Here is a 16,660-nt window from a genome sequence, read left to right as displayed (position 1 = left end):
AACATTCTATGAACTGGCGTTGGAGTGCCGGCTTTAGCCGGCTAAAGCCGGCACTCCAACGCGTGCCCACTAGCTTTTCAGATAGCTTCTGAGGAAACCTGGTTCCCTCACACACCCTTATAGCAAAGTAAACAACTCAGCAAATTCGGCATCCACCGCCGCACCCAAAGCCTCTGGATCGGGCATCACGTTCGCATCAGCCACCACCGCGACCTGCACCTTGCCCGCGTAGCTCAGGATACTGATGCCCAGGCTGAGTTTGCTCGATTCGGGAACCCAGAACATAGCGCGGGCCACCGGGTGGCCCATGAACGTATTGGTCTCACGCGGCCCGGGTACATTGGTGATCACCATGCTCGCCATGTCGCTCAGTGAACTGAGCAGCGTCTGCTCCACGTCGGCAGGCAGGTTGCCCAAGATACTAATCACCCCATAGCCGATGTAGGCTTCGGGTGAAGCCTTGATCGCGTCCATTTCGCGCCGCAGCCGCGCCATGCGCTCCACCGGATCGTCAGTGCAGACCGGCAGGGTCACATAGACCAAGCCAAAATTGTTGCCGCCATTGGAGGTTGCCCCTGGCGGCAGCAGGTTCACTGGCACCACGGCTCGCAGCCCTCGTGGGCTAATACTGGCCCCATGGGCCGCCATGTAGCGGCGCAAGGCCCCGCTGATGGCCGTGAGAATCACATCGTTCACTGTGCCGCCAAGGTGCTTGCCAAGCGCCTTGATCTCACTGAGGGCCACCGTCTCGGACCAAGCGGCACGTTTGAGGCCGCAGAGTTCGCCTTTGAGCATACTGTCGGCGTCCCGCCCCATCAGGGCCAGCTTGGTCAACACCGCCGCACCGCTGCCCAAGAGGCTGATGGCCCGTTCGGGATGGCTGATCCAGCCCCAGCCGCGCTGCACAATCTGCTCGGTGGTACGCAACGCGGTGCTGATCGTCTCGACCGCCTGGGTAAAGGGGCCAGACGCTGGCTCGCTGGCAGGCGCGAGACTCGTGGTTACTTGGTCACTAATTGGCTGATCAAGAAAGGCATTGAAGATGGCAATCAGCGCCATACCATCGGCCATACAGTGGTGAATCCGTAACACAAGGGCACAGCCATCGCCATAGTGTTCAATCAGGAAAAACTTCCAGAGCGGGCGGGTCGGATCGAGCGGAGTGCTGATCAGTTCGCCCAGCAACTCGCGCAACTCCGCGTCCCCGCCAGCGCCAGGCAGCCCATAGCGATGCAGATGGGCTGCGAGCATAAAGCGCGGATCGAGTTCCCAGTGGGGCTTCTGGTCGCGCTGATGGACGATGCGTTGGCGAAAGCGCTCAAAGGGCAAGAGCCGATCTTCGACAGTTGCACGCAGTTGCTGGTAATCGAGACGCTGATCAAAGAGCAGCGCAATCGTAATCACCATCAAATTGTTCGGCTCGTCCATATGCAACCACGCAGCATCAACACTAGCCAGCGGGGTGCGCGGGGGTTGCGCCGAGGTCTTCCTCGAACCTCCTCTTCGGGTTGGGTTGACGGATTAGGCGGGCGTGTACGCCCAGTCAGCCCAACAAAGGCGCGGGTGGCGAATTCACGCAGGTTGCGTTGGACTTCAGCGAAGGGCGATTCACGGACACCCTTGGCCATGCGGGGCAAGCGTTCCAGTTGAGCGCGCGCTTCAGCGCGGGTTTTGGCCAGCAGGGCCGGATCGGCCAACAGCTTGGCGGCGATGGCGCGGCGCTGCGCGGCATCCTCATCGGTCACATACTTGTCGAAGGAGCGCAACGGGGCCAGTTGGAAGCCGTGCTTCCGAAAGAGGCGGTAGATCTCCTTGACGCGCTCCATTGAAATGTTGCGCCCCAGCGTATAATCCTCAAAACGGCCATCCATCGCCAACAGCGCCGTTTCACCCAAACAGGCATAGACGGTCCCACGGGGCAAGCCAATATCGAGGCCCACATCATCAAGGCCCGGAATCCGCACCTCGCCGCTTTCGATCACCAGCACATCAGGGCGCAGAGCCGCTTCAGCCGGGCTAATATCGGGCGGACGGGCAACATCGCAGATGACCGCACCGGGCTTACAGCGGCTAATATCAATAATGCGTTGCCCAAACGCCGAGGTCGCCGTCACAATCAGATCACAATCCTCCACCAAATCTTCAGCTTGGGTCGCAATCGTCACCTTCGCGCCAGGGGTTTCGCCCTCAATCAGCCGTTTGAGCGCAATCAGCTTTTCGGGTTCAATCGAAACAAGGGCAACATCACCTATCGCCTGCGCCAAGAGGCGCGCACAGACGGCCCCAATCGAGCCGGTGGCCCCAATCACCATCGCACGCCCACGGGCAAGATCGGTGGCCCCCATCTTGAGTACCGCCTGCTTGGCCGCTTCGAGCGTCGCAGCCACCGTAAGGCTATTGCCACTCGTGATCGCAATATCAGCCTCGTGGGCAACCGTAATGCCAGCATCGCCCACCACACTCGTAAAAGCACCGAGGCCCATAATGCGCGCCCCGATCCGTTCGGCCATACGGGCAGCCACATTGAGCCGCTTATAAGTAAAGCGCTCATCATGGCGCATCATCTGGCGCGGCGTCGCCCCCAAACTGATCAGGTGGCCCTCAATGCGCTGGCCGGTAGCCACCGACACACCGCCGCGAATTGCCCCAAAGTAGAGCGGTGGAAACTGGGCCGCCACCGCCTCAACCAGACCATCGGGCAACTTGCGGGTCCAGGCAAACCACTTATGCTTGCGAATAAAAGCCGCGTTCAAAGGATGAATCACAAACGCATAGCGATTGATCCCCGCCTCGCCTGGTTGCAGCGCATGAATCTGCGGTGTCCAATTGAGTTGAGCCAAAAGATCGAGGTAAGTGTCCTCACTCAGTGGCGCAGTCGGATCGGGACGCAACGCCACCAGCAGCGCCTCAACCGCCGCCGCCGACCAGCGCCAACCCACACTCTTCGTGAAGAGCGCATCGTAGAGCGTAACCACCAGCGACGTACCGCGATGGCGCAGATCGGTGAGATCGTCGGGCAGAGCCGATTCAACCACCACGATCTTCCGTTTCAGGTTCAAAGGAGCCCAATCGCGGATCATCCGCATATCGCCAGCAAGCAGATCGGCCCAGCGGAAGGCGGGCGAGGCGGTCCCTCGGGTTTTGGGGTAGGGGCGCAGCAATTGGCCCACATGAAACTCACGCATGCGCTCCAGAGTTGGCCCGGCGAGGCTATCGAGCATCGGGCGACTGCCCACACCCGGCAGCCCCGGAACCCCAAAGTAGAGCATGGGGTCGGCATAGCGCACCGTGGCACTACGCCGTCCTAGTGCCTGCCCCAGCCCCTCATGGTTCAAGCCGGGCACCATCAGCACCCGTTTTTGGGCAAAAATCCCGGGCTGGGCACGGTCGGCCAGCGTGACCGCCCAGCGTTCCAGCATCGCACGGGCACCCGAACCATCCACCACAGGCGTCTGCTGAGCCGCCGCGACCAACTCTTGGCCAAGTGGATAGGCCCGCAGCGCATGGCCAAGCCGCAAGCGGGCGGGCAACCCCTCAAGGGCAATCGCATCCAGCATCCCGTCAGCAGCACGAATCAGCTCACGAGCCCGTGCCGGATCGCCAGCACACCCCACCCGGCGCACCTCAATCTGCTGATCGAGCAGCGTAACCGTCTGCGTGCCCGTGCCATCACCATTATGAACAATGAGAATACGCTTCACAATAACACCTTAGACAAGGCTTCGCCTCACGGCACCGAACAAAAAGAGTTTTTTTGGGCAGGCTTCGCCTCCCCCAACCTCTCACGTAAGGATAACTCGCGGTCACTGTAGCATGCGGGTTAGGGAATCGTTCGATAAGGTTTCTTTAACCTCGGTAGCAAGCTCTTAACCAAAGGTCATAAGGGGGCGTGCGGGAACATAGTTCCCGCGCATGCACCCAACAAAGAGCCCCAAGATAGCGTATAATCAACGCAATTCATCTGTCTGCCTACACGTTATGGAGCCCAGTCCCATGTATCGCCAGCATAGCTACTGTTCGTTTTGTGGTCACCCTTTTCTCGACGGTCAACGCTGGCCGCGGGTCTGTGCCAACTGTGGCAGTACCACCTACCGCAATCCCTTGCCGGTAGTACTCGTCCTCCAGCCGGTTGACGATGGGCTGTTGGTCATCCGCCGCGCCGCTGCGCCGCGCCAAGGCCAACTCTCGCTGCCGGGGGGCTTTATCGAACTCCAAGAACAGTGGCAACAGGCTGCTGCCCGCGAGTTACGCGAAGAGGCTGGTGTGACGGTTACGCCCGACCAGATGACCGATTTTGGAACCCGTAGCACCCCTGATGGCTACCTGCTCGTCTTTGGCCTGGGGCCACAGCTCCACGCCGCCGATCTGCCCCCCTTCCGCCCCAACCGCGAAGCGGCCACTCGCCTTGTTCTGACCGCACCAACTGAGTTGGCCTTCCCCCTACATACCGAGATGGTTCACCGCTTTTTTGCGCGCCGATCGTGAGGAACGGAGGAACGGAGGAACGGAGGAACGGCACCACACTGCCTATTTTCTATTTCCTAGTTTCCTATTTCCTAGACCCCCATGTCAAGCAGAGTCCACCAACAAGCCCTAAGCGAAGCGCTCGCAGAGCTTCCCAGGCCACCACGCCGACGACGGCGCTGGCGGCCCATCCGTGGCCTTGTGGAGTGGCTGCTGGTGTTGGGTACCCTCGTGGCCCTCGTGGCGCTAGTTGGAGTACTCAGCATTATGCTGGCAGAACGGGAATTGGCGCGGCGCATTTATCCTAATATTAGTGTGCGCGGCATCGCCGTCGGCGGCATGAGTCTCGATCAGGCTCAAGCCCAACTTGAACGGAACTATGGCGAGTTTCTGCGCCATCCGGTTGAGTTGCAGTATGGCGAGCAGCGCTGGTCTCCTTCTGCCGCAGAGCTTGGCTTGCGCCTCCAGGTGGATGCGGCCCTGCACGAAGCCTTTGCGCTCGGACGGGGCGATGAGCGGCTCACCAATCTGCGGCGAGCGATGGCCGTTTGGGAGCAGGGCTTTGATCTGCCCCTGCGCCTAGAGGTAGACCAGACGGTGATGCAGGGCTACCTGTTGCACATTGCGGCTGAGGTGGAGCAACCAACCCGCGCTGCCGATCTACGCCTTGAGGGGCCGGAGGTTCTGGTGCAGACGGAGGCATGGGGGACGCAGGTGTTGATTGATGAGACCCTCGCCGATCTAACGGCGGTGGTGCAACGCCTCGAACCACGCTCGTTGGCACTGCGTACCCGCACGCTAGAACCAAGTGTGCGCGATAGCGATATTGCCCCCGTAGCAGAAGAACTCCACCTCTTACTCAGTGGCCCGGTGACGCTCTACGGCGATACGGGTACCTGTGCGGCGCGTGGGTGCAGTTGGGAGTTGACGCCCGCCCAGATTGCCACATGGCTCACCCTGCGGCCCATCACAACCGCCGATGGGCGGCCCTCATTCCTCGTCAACCTTGATCCGGCGGGAATCCGCAGCGCCCTACAACCCATCGCCGCAGCCCTACGCGAAGAAGGCACACTCCCGCTGGTCGCCTGGAACGGCGGCAACCTACAGATCACCCAGCCGGGGCAGCCGGGCCGCGGGCTTGATGGCGACGAGGCGCTGGCCTCGGTGAGCGTAGCGATTCAGGGCAGCGAACGCAGCCTGCACCTGCCAATCAAACCCATTCCGCCGCCCGTCACCGAGCGCAACCTCGCAAGCCTGGGCATCAGCCAGCAGGTAGGCGTGGGCGTGAGTTCCTTTGCACGCTCGGAAGCCTACCGCATCACCAACATCCGCGCCGGAGCCCGCCGTATGCACGGCGTCCTCATTCCGCCGGGTGGCGAGTTCTCCTTCAACACCCAACTCGGCCCAGTAGATGCAGCCAACGGCTTTGTTGAAGGTTTAGCCATTGTAGACAACCGCACCCAACAAGAGTGGGGCGGCGGCCTTTGCCAAGTCTCAACAACGGTCTTTCGGGCGGCCTTCTTTGGCGGATTGCCCATTAGTGAGCGCCATGCCCACGCCTTCCGCATCCGCTGGTACGAAGAATTGGGCGAACCACCAGGGCTCGATGCGGCCATCTTCACCCCCTACAACGATGTGCGCTTCCGCAACGACACCGGCGCGTGGTTGCTCATGGAGAGTTATGTAGACCTCACCCGCCAACGGCTCAGCGTAGCACTCTATGGGCCACCAACCGGACGCACAGTGACCTACAGCCACCGCGTGCTTGCCAACACCCCCCCACCACGCGAGCCGGTCTATATAGACGACCCAACGAGGCCACGGGGCTACTTCCAGCGCAGCGACGTTGCGATTGCAGGCATTAGGGTAGAGGTCTACCGCACCATCAGCAACAATGGCCAAATTGTTGCCCAAGACACCTTCCCCACCGAGTTTAAGCCCTGGCCAACGATTTATGTGCGTGGAACGGGACGGTGATACCAATCACCCTTGAACATGCCGCATCATCAAGAACGCGAAAGCCCATTGGGACGCTATGTTCTACAATCTACAATCTACAATCTGCAACCTACAATCTGCAACCTACAATCTGCAACCTACATCACCTCAGCAAAGGCCAAGACAAGCAGTGCTGCTGAAGTTGCGCCGGGGTCTTGGTGGCCACGGGCATGTTCGCCCACATAGACAGCACGTCCACGGCGAGCTACCAGGGGCATCGTTGCAGCAGCCCCCGCTTGGGCCGCTGCCGCTGCGCTATGTAACGCAGCACTGAGCGTACGCCCACGCATAAGAGCTGTATCGAGCGTCGTCACTGCTGGATTCAGCGCATCGAGCATGGTCTTATCTCCCGCCTTGGCACTCCCAAGCGTGCTAATACCATCGCGGAAGGCACGCATCAGCGTCAAAACATCGGCTGCCTGCAAGCTCTGGTGGCCCGCCACTGCCTGTGCGGCTGAACAGAAGGCAGCGGCATAGAGTGAACCACTCGCCCCACCCACGTTGGCAATCAGGCGAATCCCCGCCTCATGCAGCACCTTATCTGCCGACATCTCTGTGTCATGCGTAAGCGTTCCAACAATTGCCACAAAGCCCCGATCAAGGTTGAGGCCATGGTCGCCATCTCCCAGGGTGCAATCGAGTTCAGTCAACAATTCACGATGTTCATGGATGAGCGCAGCGGCATGGCGTAGCCAATTACGAAGCATTGCAGTGGTTGTGATCATAGCCCATCCAACACGATATGCTGGTACATTTTATACTTCATCGGTTCGCGCAGAACGGCACAACCGGAGTCTGCGGGGTTGCAGACACACACACGCCTCTCCTGTTATGCCCCTATGGTCTAGCTATCCCCCATTATACACACGGGAGGCACAACGTAATGATTCCACGCAGGAGAGATCCAGAGGTTTTCACCGCAGGAGAGATCCAGAGGTTTTCACCACAGAGACACAGAGAACACAGAGATGTTTGTGGCAAGGCAATCACCGTGGCTACCGCACCCTGTTCAACTGTTCAACTGTTCAACTGTTCCTCCGTTCAACTGTTCCTCTGTTCCTCTAGTATGGTACACTACGCACCAGAATTGCCACCCGGAGAGTAGCAGTGGAAATTGTCCGCGCCCTTACACCAGATAGTCTTGCCCGCCCTGCGGTGCTAACGATGGGCAAATTTGATGGACTTCACCTTGGCCATCAGCGCCTGATCACAACAACGATAGAACGGGCCGCCGCCCTTGGCTTGATCAGCGCCGTACTCACATGGGAGCCCCATCCCTATGCGGTGCTGCGCCCCGACCAACCGCTTCGTCTGCTCACGAGCCTTGCTGAGAAGATTGACCTCATTGCAGGCTATAATCCCAACCGCCTGATTATTGCCCCCTTCACGCGTGAAACAATGGCGACCAGCGCCAGTAGCTATATGGCTCAGATTATGGCCGCGCAGCCACTACGCGAACTCTGGGTTGGCGAAGGTTTTGCGATGGGCCGCGCGCGAGCGGGTGATGTGGCCAATCTGATGCTGATTGGCATGGAATTTGGCTTTGCTGTGGGGACAGTCAGCAAGGTGATCGCTGCCGACCAACCTGTCAGTTCTTCGCGCATCCGCGACCTCCTCGCCCACGGTGCCGTAGGCGAGGTCATGACGCTGCTGGGCCGCCCCTTCAGCCTGTGCGGGCGCGTGATCAAAGGCGACCAGCGCGGGCGCACGATTGGCTTCCCCACGGCGAATCTTGCGCTCCCCCCAGAGCAGATCTTGCCTGCCGATGGGGTCTATGCCTGCCATGCCATCCTAGACGGCACCGACATTCCCGCCGTCACCAACATCGGGGTGCGCCCCACCTTTGATGGCCTGCGTCGCACAGTTGAAGCCTACCTGCTCAATTGGAGTGGTGACCTCTATGGTCAAACCCTACGCCTTGAATTTCATGCCCACCTGCGCGGCGAACAAAAATTCCCCAACATTGAGGCTCTCGTCAAGCAGATCAAGCAGGATGTAAGCCACGCGCAGATGCTCTTGTAGAGCCGCCCCGCTGGGGCAAAGCGAAGCCGCCCCGCTGGGGCGGCTCTACCTGCTGGCATGTAGCCCGAAACCTTACCCTTAGAGGCTGTCTGAAAAGTCTATGGTTTGGCGTTGGAGTGCCGGCTTCAGTCGGCTAAAGCCGGCACTCCAGCGTGTGCCCCCGGCTTTTCAGACAGCTTCTTATACCAAGTTCGGCAATCTACAATCTACACTACAATCTACAATCTACAATCTACAATCAAAAATGGCATCATGGCGTTGCCAGCGTTGGCGTTGGCGTGGTATCTGGATTTGCACTTGCAGGCGCAGGCGTGGGCAACAAGGAGGGAATGATCAGGCTTTGACCAGGCTGGAGATCATTTGGATCGGTCAAACCATTGGCGGCCACCAACTCTTCCACAGTGGTCGCAAAATGCGCTGCTAAATCACTGAGCGTATCGCCCGGTTGCACGGTGTAGAGTGCCGCAGCCGTCGGGCTCGGCAATACGACTGAAGAGAGGGCGGTCGCGGTCGCATCAATATCGAGCGGCGGGGCAGGGGTGATGTCAAGAACCGCAGGTAGTGTTGGTAACATGATCTGGGGCGGTTCAGGAATGCATGCGACCAAGGCGATAAGGGCTAGTGATGCAATCAATAAGCGCGTAGCGACATACACAGTGATCATTCCTCAGTATATAGCTCTGTGACACACAGCACAATCAATCTCTAAATTCTACGCAGCCTTTAGCGCTCTGTCAAGCCCTTTGTCTGCGGCAACCCTCAATTCAATCCGAATGGCTGCATCTACCCCGCGCCCCCGCAGTGGGGCGTAGCTTGATGCGTAGCGGCGGCAGATATGCTTTGCAAACGCATATGCAACAGTGCCAGCGTATCGTCATAGCAGGGGCGCAAACGACTCACGAGGTGTTCAATTTCAACAGGCTCCTCGCTCTGTTCGATGGCGTAACACAACGCGGCGAGAGCCTGAGCGCCAATCTGGAGGCAACCTCCGCGTAAGCGGTGAACGTTACGGCGCAGTTGGGCATAATCGTGATCGGCCATAAGCTGTTCGATGTTGATAATCTGTGGTAAAATATCTTGTACAAAAAGATCAACAATCGTAGCAAAGATCGTTGTCTGTTGCTGCCCAATGCCCCTCAGCAGCGCATCAAAGCGTTTCCAGTCAATCAATGGTTTGGTTTCAGCAGGAACGTCTTCATCCGCGACCGCGACGCTTGCAAGGCTGACCAGCGCCTGCTGGAGCTCCTGTGGTTGCACCGGCTTGGTCAGAAAGCCATTCATTCCAACTTGGAAGGCTTGTTCACGGACACTATCCAGGATGTTGGCTGTCAGCGCGATGATCTTGGGTTGACGAATGGTACTGCCAAGGCTACGGATCTGGGTGGTAGCGGTGATGCCATCGAGTTCAGGCATCTGCAGATCCATCAAGATGACATCGTAGGTTGTCTGCTGTACGGCAGCAACAGCGGCATGACCATCGCTCACCACGTAGGGACGGTGACCATACCTTTCGAGCATGCGCCGAATAAGTTCTTGGTTGACAAGGTTATCTTCAGCAATGAGTACATGGAGCGAAGGCAGTGTTTGGGGTGCAGGCAGGGGCGGCGAGGCGGGCATGTTGGGGGCCTGTACACACGGCAAGGGCAGGAACAGGGTGAAGGTCGAACCCTCATGCAACCGACTGGTCAATTCAATGCGCCCACCCATGCGCGTAACTAGTTGCTGGCAGATCGACAAGCCAAGCCCGGTACCACCATAGCGCCGTGACGTACTACTATCAGCTTGGACAAAAGGTTCAAAGATGAGGTGCTGCTGTTCGGCAGCAATCCCAATGCCGGTATCTTGCACCTGGATACGCATCATGGCATGTGCCGCAGTGCCACTTTCCAGCCCAGCGTGCAGCGTTACCCCCCCCTGGTTGGTAAATTTTACCGCATTGCTTAACAGATTGAGCAAAATCTGGCGTAGACGTGGTTCATCGCCTTGCACATAACGGGGCAACTGCGGATCAATACTCCTTGTCAGCCTAAGCCCCTTCTTTTGGGCATCGTAGGCTACCAGATCGACCGCCGTCGTAAGGCATTGGTGCAGATCAAAGGGAGCATTATTCAACTCTAGGTAGCCCGCCTCGATGCGCGAGGCATCAAGAATATCATTGATAATCGTCAAGAGCGCTTGGCCAGCCGTACTAATGGTATCGGTCAAGGCTTGTTGGTCCTCGTTCAGATTGGTGTCTTGCAATAGATCCGCCATGCCAATGATCGCATTGAGCGGGGTACGCAACTCGTGGCTCATGGTGGCCAGAAAGGCCGACTTGGCCCGTGTGGCCGCCTCAGCGTCATCGCGGGCGCGGGCCAACTCTTGCACGGCCAATTGCTGCACGGTTACATCAAAGGCTACCCCATCACAGAGAATCGAGCCATCGCTGAGATAACGTGGGCGCGAACTGATATAGAGCCAACGTTCACTGCCATCGCGCAGGATATGGTGCAATACTTCGGAAAAGAGGCCCATCTCGTGCAGCGCACGCTGCTCGGCAGTAACGAAGCGCTCCCAATCTTCGGGGGCAATCAAGCTATGGATCACGCTCGGATCAGCGAAGACCTCTTCAGGACTAATCCCCAGCAACGCCTGCACCCCGCCACTCAGGAAGATAAACTGGGGGCGACCATCATGATCAAAGTGGTACTGGTAGATAAAGCCATTGGGCAAATTATCGCTCAAGGCACGCAGTTGAATCTCGCGCGCCCTCAGTGCATTGGCTGTCTCCCATTGATAAACAAAAGCACCAATCATCTCCATGGCGGTACGCAAGAAGCGGATGTTTGACTCGTTCCATGAACCTGCTTCGTTGTGGCTATAGCTCGCCGCCATATGACCGCGCCAAAGGCTATTGACATAGAAACCAAGCACTAGAAAGTCTTTGATGTAGGGGGCAAGATTCTTGACAACAGGACTATCGGCGGGAAAGATATCTTCAATTCGTCCGTGCAGCGCTTCGCCAGCGATCATGGCCACTTTAACATGATCGGGGATAGCATCAAATTTATGGACAACTTTTGGAGTCAAAGAAGCCTCTGGTGTTTGTACAAAAACCGTAGCTTCTGGCAGTTGCACCAGACCATCAAGGGACAGATAGAGGCGCAAGGCGATACGCATGCAATCAAGCGCATCACGCAGGGTTGCAAGCGCCCGCTCAACCACGGGCTCCCATTTAGGGGCGTTCGTGCCTTCAATCAGCAGAATGCGGGAGCATTGCGCCAAGGCTTCGGCATAGCGCAGTTGTTGCGCTAAGGCTACTTCGGTTGAATGAGGTGTGGTAGAATCGTTCATAGAGCCGATGGGAGTAGGTTGTAGGTTATTAGGTAGGCAGGTTGCCTTCTTCATTGTACGACGTATTTGCCCTTTGTGGAAAGGCATGCTATGAGCAATCGCTGGTTGCTAACAAGTTGTCTCTTACTCTTGGTAGGCTTGTTTGCCAGTACACAGGTGCAGAGTCGCGGTCAGTATCGCCTCTTTTTACCGCTTGTACACACACCAGCAGCAGCGGAGAACGAGCTACGGAGTGGCAATGCCACCTACTACGATGCAACCGGCGATGGCAACTGCATGTTTGGCCCCTCGCCCCATGACCTGATGGTTGCCGCCATTAGCCACGAGGACTATGGCTTCGGCAATCCAGCACGCGGGCCAGCGGCTGTCTACTGCGGGGCCTATGTGGAGGTCTTTGGTGAACAGGGCAGCGTTGTGGTGCGGATTGTAGACAAGTGTCCCGACGCGATCTGTAGCAGCGGGCATCTCGATCTGAGTCGTCAAGCCTTTGCGCGCATTGCGCCCATGGAGCGCGGCTTTGTGCCGATTACGTGGCGCGTGGTGAGCCCAGAACTGAACCGACCAATTAGCTACCATATGAAACCGGGCAGTAACCAGTGGTGGACGGCGATCCAGGTGCGCCACCATCGCAACCCGATCACCAGCATGGAGTACCGCGACCGCTCAGGTCAGTGGCGACCAATGGTACGCCAAGACTACAACTATTTCGTAGCCGAACAGATGGGGCCAGGGCCCTATACGCTACGGGTTACAGATTGGTACGGAAATGTGTTGATCGATCACGGGATTCCGTTGATCGAGAACCGTGAGACCGCAGGCCAAGCGCAGTTTCCACGAGGGCCATGACACCCATACGCATTACGTTAAGTTTGGGGAAGCCCCAAAACCCGCTGGTAGTAGGCGCTTTAGCGCCGTCTAAGAGGCTTCTATAAACTGGTGTTGGAGTGCCGGCTTTAGCCGGCTAAAGCCGGCACTCCAGCGTGTGCCCACTAGCTTTTCAGACAGCATCACAGCGCATGCTCCGAAACAATCACCCCATCAGCATCGGCATAGAGGAAAAAACCGGGCGTAAGGGTCAGGCCAGCGAAGTGGAGCGTACCGCCACGCACGCCATCACCGCGCTTGATGCTGCGGCGCGGATGCACCGCAAGCGCCAATACCCCCAACGGCATCTGGGCCAGTGCGGCGCTATCGCGCACACACCCATGCACTACTACCCCCACCCAGCCATTGGCGAGCGCCAGTTCAGCCAACTGATCACCAAGTAGGGCGCAGCGCAACGAACCACCACCATCTACCACCAGTACGCGCCCTTCACCCTGCTCCTCAAGAGTTTTTCGCACCAACGCATTATCTTCAAAGACCTTGAGCGTCTCGATGGGGCCTCCAAACACCCGCAAACCACCAATATGGTGAAGCAACGGCTCGCCTACTTGTACCTCGGGGTGGGCATCGGACAGATCGGTCGTCTTGAAATCCATAGCTACTCCTTCCCTAAAAGACAATCGCTTGCAGCGCCGCTTGCAATGGCGCTTCCACCTGAGCCTGAATATGCCTATTCGCATACCCAATCCAACCCACATCAGCCTCAATGCCCAAGGGGGCATCTAGTTGAGCGCCATGGGCATCGGTCAAGATCACGCCCGCTTGTTGGGCAATCAGGGCAGTACAGAGATCATAAGGGTGGCAGCAAATTCCAAGCGCCTCACCGCGTGCTGCGAGATAGGGTTCAAGCAACGGGCGCAGATCGGCCACAAAGCGGTCGTGACCAGCAATTAGTTCATAGAGTTGGCCCCCACTACAGATATACTGATCTTCAAAGCAGTGGGCCTTGCCACGTTGAGGCGGGCCCAAGATTGCCCGCACAAGCGCCTCATCTACGGCTGCAAGTGGCTCGCGCACTCCGGGAAAGAAACGGCTAACGGTCGCAAACCCATGGGCAATACTGGTTGCCCGTGAAGGCCGCAACGTAATCGGCCAGCGTTCGCCCGTCAGCCGATTGAGCCGTTCGGCATGCAGTGGCCCGCCTTTGGTGGCCCAGAGTACATCAGCGAGGTGCTGTTTCACCAGCGGAATTTCTGTCTGCGCAGCAAGCACAATATCTTGCAGGCGTGTATTGGGGCCGCAATTGGGCGCAACGCCAGTCAAGACCCACGCGGGCCGCTTCTGATACATTAGGCCACGGGTGCCATCAATCGGATCAACCAGCACACGGATCAGCGCAGCCTCGGGGTCAAGCCCGTGGGGCAGCGTCACCCCCTGCGGCGGTAACCCCTCAGCCAAGAGGATAAGAGGCCACATGGGCGCTACCCGCTCGGCAAAGAAGGTCACGAGCAGCTCCTCACTGACCCGATCCACGGCATAGATCGTATCACCCGCCGCGTCATCTTCGGCTACGCCAGCCAAATCCTCGAGCGCGTGGGCGGCACACGCGCTCAACACCGCATCGCGGATCTGCGCTTGCAACTCAAGGATGAGCGTGAGTAATTGGTCGGTGTGAGGGATCATGTTCAATGTTCGGCAATCTACAATCTACAATCGTAAATGGTATTACGCAATAATCATCCGCACCCCATGGCTCAAACCCGGATTGAGGACACGCGGAATCGCCGCGAGTCGGTCGCGGCGGAACGCAAGAGCGGCTGGCCCTTGGCCGCGGAATTCGAGATGATCGAGTACCGTAGCACTTTCGACAAGCTCGGGCTCGGTGGACTGCACCACAACATAGCCCGGCCCCAACTTAAAGAGGCGGCGTCCCGGTTCAATCAGAGGACTACGGCCAATCAGTGCCGCATAGCGCGCTGCACTCACCTCCAGATCGCGCACTGCCACCGTGATGCGAAAAATACCCACCGCACCATTGGGATGCTGATGGGCTAGACCATCGGGGACACGCAGGGCACGCGGCGTCACATCGCCACAGAGAAAGGGCAACTCAGCCGCACGCCCATAGGCGGTTTGCCAGGTAATCTGCACCCCATCGTGGCGCATACGCCCGCCCTCAAACGGGCCAACAAGATGCAGGCCACGGGCCTTCGCCGCCGCAACATCAACGGCAATCGCCTGGGGCAAGAGCGCAAAATCAATCAAACCTTCACCCGCAGCAACATGGGGCCACCAGCGATGACCCTGCGCCTCACGGCGAAAGGCCAACAGTTCCAGATAGGTACCATCAGCAAAACTAATGAGCGCATTATGAGTCGCACCATCAGTATGCTCGCCGCCTGGCACCACCCGAAAACCGAGTGCCTCATAATCATGGATGGCCTCGGCCAGATCGGTCACCAAAATCACCACATGGTCAATCGCCTGGATCATGGCTCCTATTATACCATTTACGATTGTAGATTGCAGATTGCAGATTGCCGAACATGGCGTCCCAATGGGCTTTCGCGTTCTTGCTAATGCGGCATGTTCAAGGGTAATCGGTATTATACGCGATGAGGCCGCTTACGTTTAGCCTCCGGCGGGGGTTTGGGGCGTAGCCCCAAAGCGGGTTGTAGGGCGGCAGCCCTAATCTACAATCTACAATCTACAATCTGAAATGGTATAATACCAAACACCTTTGCAGTAGCCACATAATCAATAATGTCAAAGCGTACATGAAAGGTTTCGCAATGAGCGATGAGACATTTCGGGCCCTCGTGGTCGAGGAGAGCGCAGCGGGGCGCAGTGTGGAGTTGCGCGACCTAAGTAAAGATAGCCTTCCTCCGGGTGAGGTGCTGGTGCGGGTGGCCTATTCGACACTCAACTACAAGGATGGCTTGGCCGTGACGGGCAAGGGCAAAATCCTGCGGATGAACCCAATGGCCCCTGGGATTGATTTTGCGGGTACGGTGGTCGAATCGGCTTCGCCCGACTATCGTCCCGGCGATGAGGTCATTCTCACTGGCTGGGGCGTTGGCGAGCGCTACTGGGGGGGCTTCAGCCAACTCAACCGGCTCAAGGCCGAATGGTTGGTACCCTTACCCTCGGGGCTGAGCTTCCAGCGCGCTATGGCCATTGGCACTGCCGGGCTCACCGCAATGCTCTGTGTGATCGCGCTTGAACGTCATGGTTTACCCCCAAGCAACCGTGAGGTCGTCGTTACTGGTGCTGCCGGTGGAGTTGGCAGTGTAGCAGTCGCCCTCTTGGCCAAAGCGGGCTACCGGGTTGTAGCCTCCACTGGGCGACCCGACGAGGCGGACTACTTGCAGAGCCTCGGTGCGAGCGAAGTGATTGACCGCGCAACCTTTAGCGCACCAGGCAAGCCGTTGGAGAAGGAGCGCTGGGCTGGCGCAGTAGACACGGTTGGGGGGGCCACACTAGGCGGCATCTTCCGCTCAATGGCCTACGACGGCGTCGTTGCGGCCTGCGGCAACGCTGGCGGGATCGAGTTTACCACATCGGTCTTCCCCTTCATCCTGCGTGGCGTGCGCCTGATCGGGGTTGAATCGGTACTCGTGCCCCTTGCCGAGCGCAAGGTTGCCTGGGAGCGCCTGAGCCGTGAGCTTGATCCGGCCCTGCTCGACCACATGACCCAAGTGATTCCCTTGGCCGAAGTGCCCAACTACAGCGAAACGATCACCAAGGGGCGGGTGCGCGGGCGCATTGTGGTAGACGTAAATAGGTAGGGGACAGGTAGGGTGCGCGAGGGAACCAGGTTCCCTCGCATCCTCCCACCGTCGAGAGGCGAAACAGCCCAAGGGCCGTGTAGCAAACGCTACACGGCCCTTGGGCTACATCTTAACAAATGAAATGTGGTTATGTGCATCAGCCTAGCAATATGGGATTGCTCCCTAGAAAGGAGGTGATCCATCCGCACCTTCCGGTACGGATACCTTGTTACGACTTCGTCCCAGTC

Annotated in this window: 13 protein-coding genes and 1 rRNA gene; 5 read left to right on the top strand and 9 right to left on the bottom strand. The window is 58.3% G+C overall.

The features are described from left to right. Positions 1-117: 117 nt before the first annotated feature. Complete coding sequence (locus CJ255_RS11425) at positions 118-1,428, bottom strand: wax ester/triacylglycerol synthase family O-acyltransferase (RefSeq protein ID WP_097644231.1); 1,311 nt, start codon at positions 1,426-1,428, stop codon at positions 118-120. Next, entirely contained in the window at positions 1,407-3,701 is a 2,295-nt protein-coding gene (locus CJ255_RS11420) for a DUF8754 domain-containing protein (RefSeq protein ID WP_174714067.1), read from the bottom strand. The genes CJ255_RS11425 and CJ255_RS11420 overlap by 22 nt, the downstream gene beginning before the upstream one ends. A gap of 292 nt (positions 3,702-3,993) precedes the next feature. Here CJ255_RS11420 and CJ255_RS11415 point away from each other — a divergent pair, with 292 nt between their 5' ends. Beyond that, positions 3,994-4,485, top strand: a complete 492-nt coding sequence (locus CJ255_RS11415) for an NUDIX domain-containing protein (protein ID WP_097644230.1) — start codon at positions 3,994-3,996, stop codon at positions 4,483-4,485. 81 nt (positions 4,486-4,566) lie between these two features. Further along, the gene (locus CJ255_RS11410; RefSeq protein WP_097644229.1) at positions 4,567-6,441 is read left to right on the top strand and encodes a VanW family protein; all 1,875 of its coding nucleotides are present in this window, start codon (positions 4,567-4,569) and stop codon (positions 6,439-6,441) included. Between the two features lie 119 nt (positions 6,442-6,560). On the opposite strand, the gene dhaL is transcribed toward CJ255_RS11410, so the two are convergent. Further along, positions 6,561-7,187, bottom strand: coding sequence for a dihydroxyacetone kinase subunit DhaL (gene dhaL, locus CJ255_RS11405; protein WP_097644228.1), 627 nt, complete (start codon positions 7,185-7,187; stop codon positions 6,561-6,563). Positions 7,188-7,569: 382 nt separating this feature from the next. Here dhaL and CJ255_RS11400 point away from each other — a divergent pair, with 382 nt between their 5' ends. After that, entirely contained in the window at positions 7,570-8,484 is a 915-nt protein-coding gene (locus tag CJ255_RS11400) for a bifunctional riboflavin kinase/FAD synthetase (RefSeq protein WP_245863332.1), read from the top strand. A 250-nt stretch (positions 8,485-8,734) separates the two neighbouring features. On the opposite strand, the gene CJ255_RS11395 is transcribed toward CJ255_RS11400, so the two are convergent. Both CJ255_RS11395 and CJ255_RS11390 read right to left on the bottom strand, forming a co-directional pair. After that, complete coding sequence (locus tag CJ255_RS11395) at positions 8,735-9,139, bottom strand: LysM peptidoglycan-binding domain-containing protein (RefSeq protein WP_245863331.1); 405 nt, start codon at positions 9,137-9,139, stop codon at positions 8,735-8,737. Between the two features lie 128 nt (positions 9,140-9,267). After that, a complete protein-coding gene (locus CJ255_RS11390; protein WP_165774673.1) occupies positions 9,268-11,817 on the bottom strand; it encodes a PAS domain-containing hybrid sensor histidine kinase/response regulator family protein in 2,550 nt (849 codons plus the stop codon). 90 nt (positions 11,818-11,907) lie between these two features. On the opposite strand from CJ255_RS11390, the gene CJ255_RS11385 reads away from it, so the two are divergent. Next, the gene (locus CJ255_RS11385; RefSeq protein WP_097644225.1) at positions 11,908-12,663 is read left to right on the top strand and encodes an expansin EXLX1 family cellulose-binding protein; all 756 of its coding nucleotides are present in this window, start codon (positions 11,908-11,910) and stop codon (positions 12,661-12,663) included. Positions 12,664-12,824: 161 nt separating this feature from the next. On the opposite strand, the gene rraA is transcribed toward CJ255_RS11385, so the two are convergent. From rraA to CJ255_RS11370, 3 genes are read right to left on the bottom strand one after another with little or no spacing between them, the layout of a single operon-like run. After that, positions 12,825-13,298 (bottom strand): ribonuclease E activity regulator RraA, encoded by a 474-nt coding sequence (rraA, locus tag CJ255_RS11380; protein WP_097644224.1) that lies wholly within the window; start codon positions 13,296-13,298, stop codon positions 12,825-12,827. Between the two features lie 13 nt (positions 13,299-13,311). Then, complete coding sequence (locus CJ255_RS11375; RefSeq protein WP_097644223.1) at positions 13,312-14,325, bottom strand: inositol monophosphatase; 1,014 nt, start codon at positions 14,323-14,325, stop codon at positions 13,312-13,314. 42 nt (positions 14,326-14,367) lie between these two features. After that, positions 14,368-15,135 carry a VOC family protein gene (locus CJ255_RS11370; protein ID WP_097644222.1) on the bottom strand — a complete coding sequence of 256 codons (768 nt, stop codon included), beginning with the start codon at positions 15,133-15,135 and terminating at the stop codon, positions 14,368-14,370. A gap of 299 nt (positions 15,136-15,434) precedes the next feature. Between CJ255_RS11370 and acuI the strand changes: the two genes are divergently transcribed. Then, positions 15,435-16,430: an acrylyl-CoA reductase (NADPH) gene (acuI, locus tag CJ255_RS11365; RefSeq protein ID WP_097644221.1), complete on the top strand. Its 996-nt coding sequence runs from the start codon at positions 15,435-15,437 to the stop codon at positions 16,428-16,430. A gap of 169 nt (positions 16,431-16,599) precedes the next feature. On the opposite strand, the gene CJ255_RS11360 is transcribed toward acuI, so the two are convergent. Further along, positions 16,600-16,660: ribosomal RNA gene (locus tag CJ255_RS11360) — 16S ribosomal RNA — on the bottom strand; the annotation flags it as partial.

Origin of the sequence: Candidatus Viridilinea mediisalina, assembly GCF_002532535.1 — a bacterium.
GTDB lineage: Bacteria > Chloroflexota > Chloroflexia > Chloroflexales > Chloroflexaceae > Viridilinea > Viridilinea mediisalina.
The sequence above is the reverse complement of the archived record's forward strand: the minus strand, read 5'-3'. Positions and strand labels throughout refer to the sequence as shown.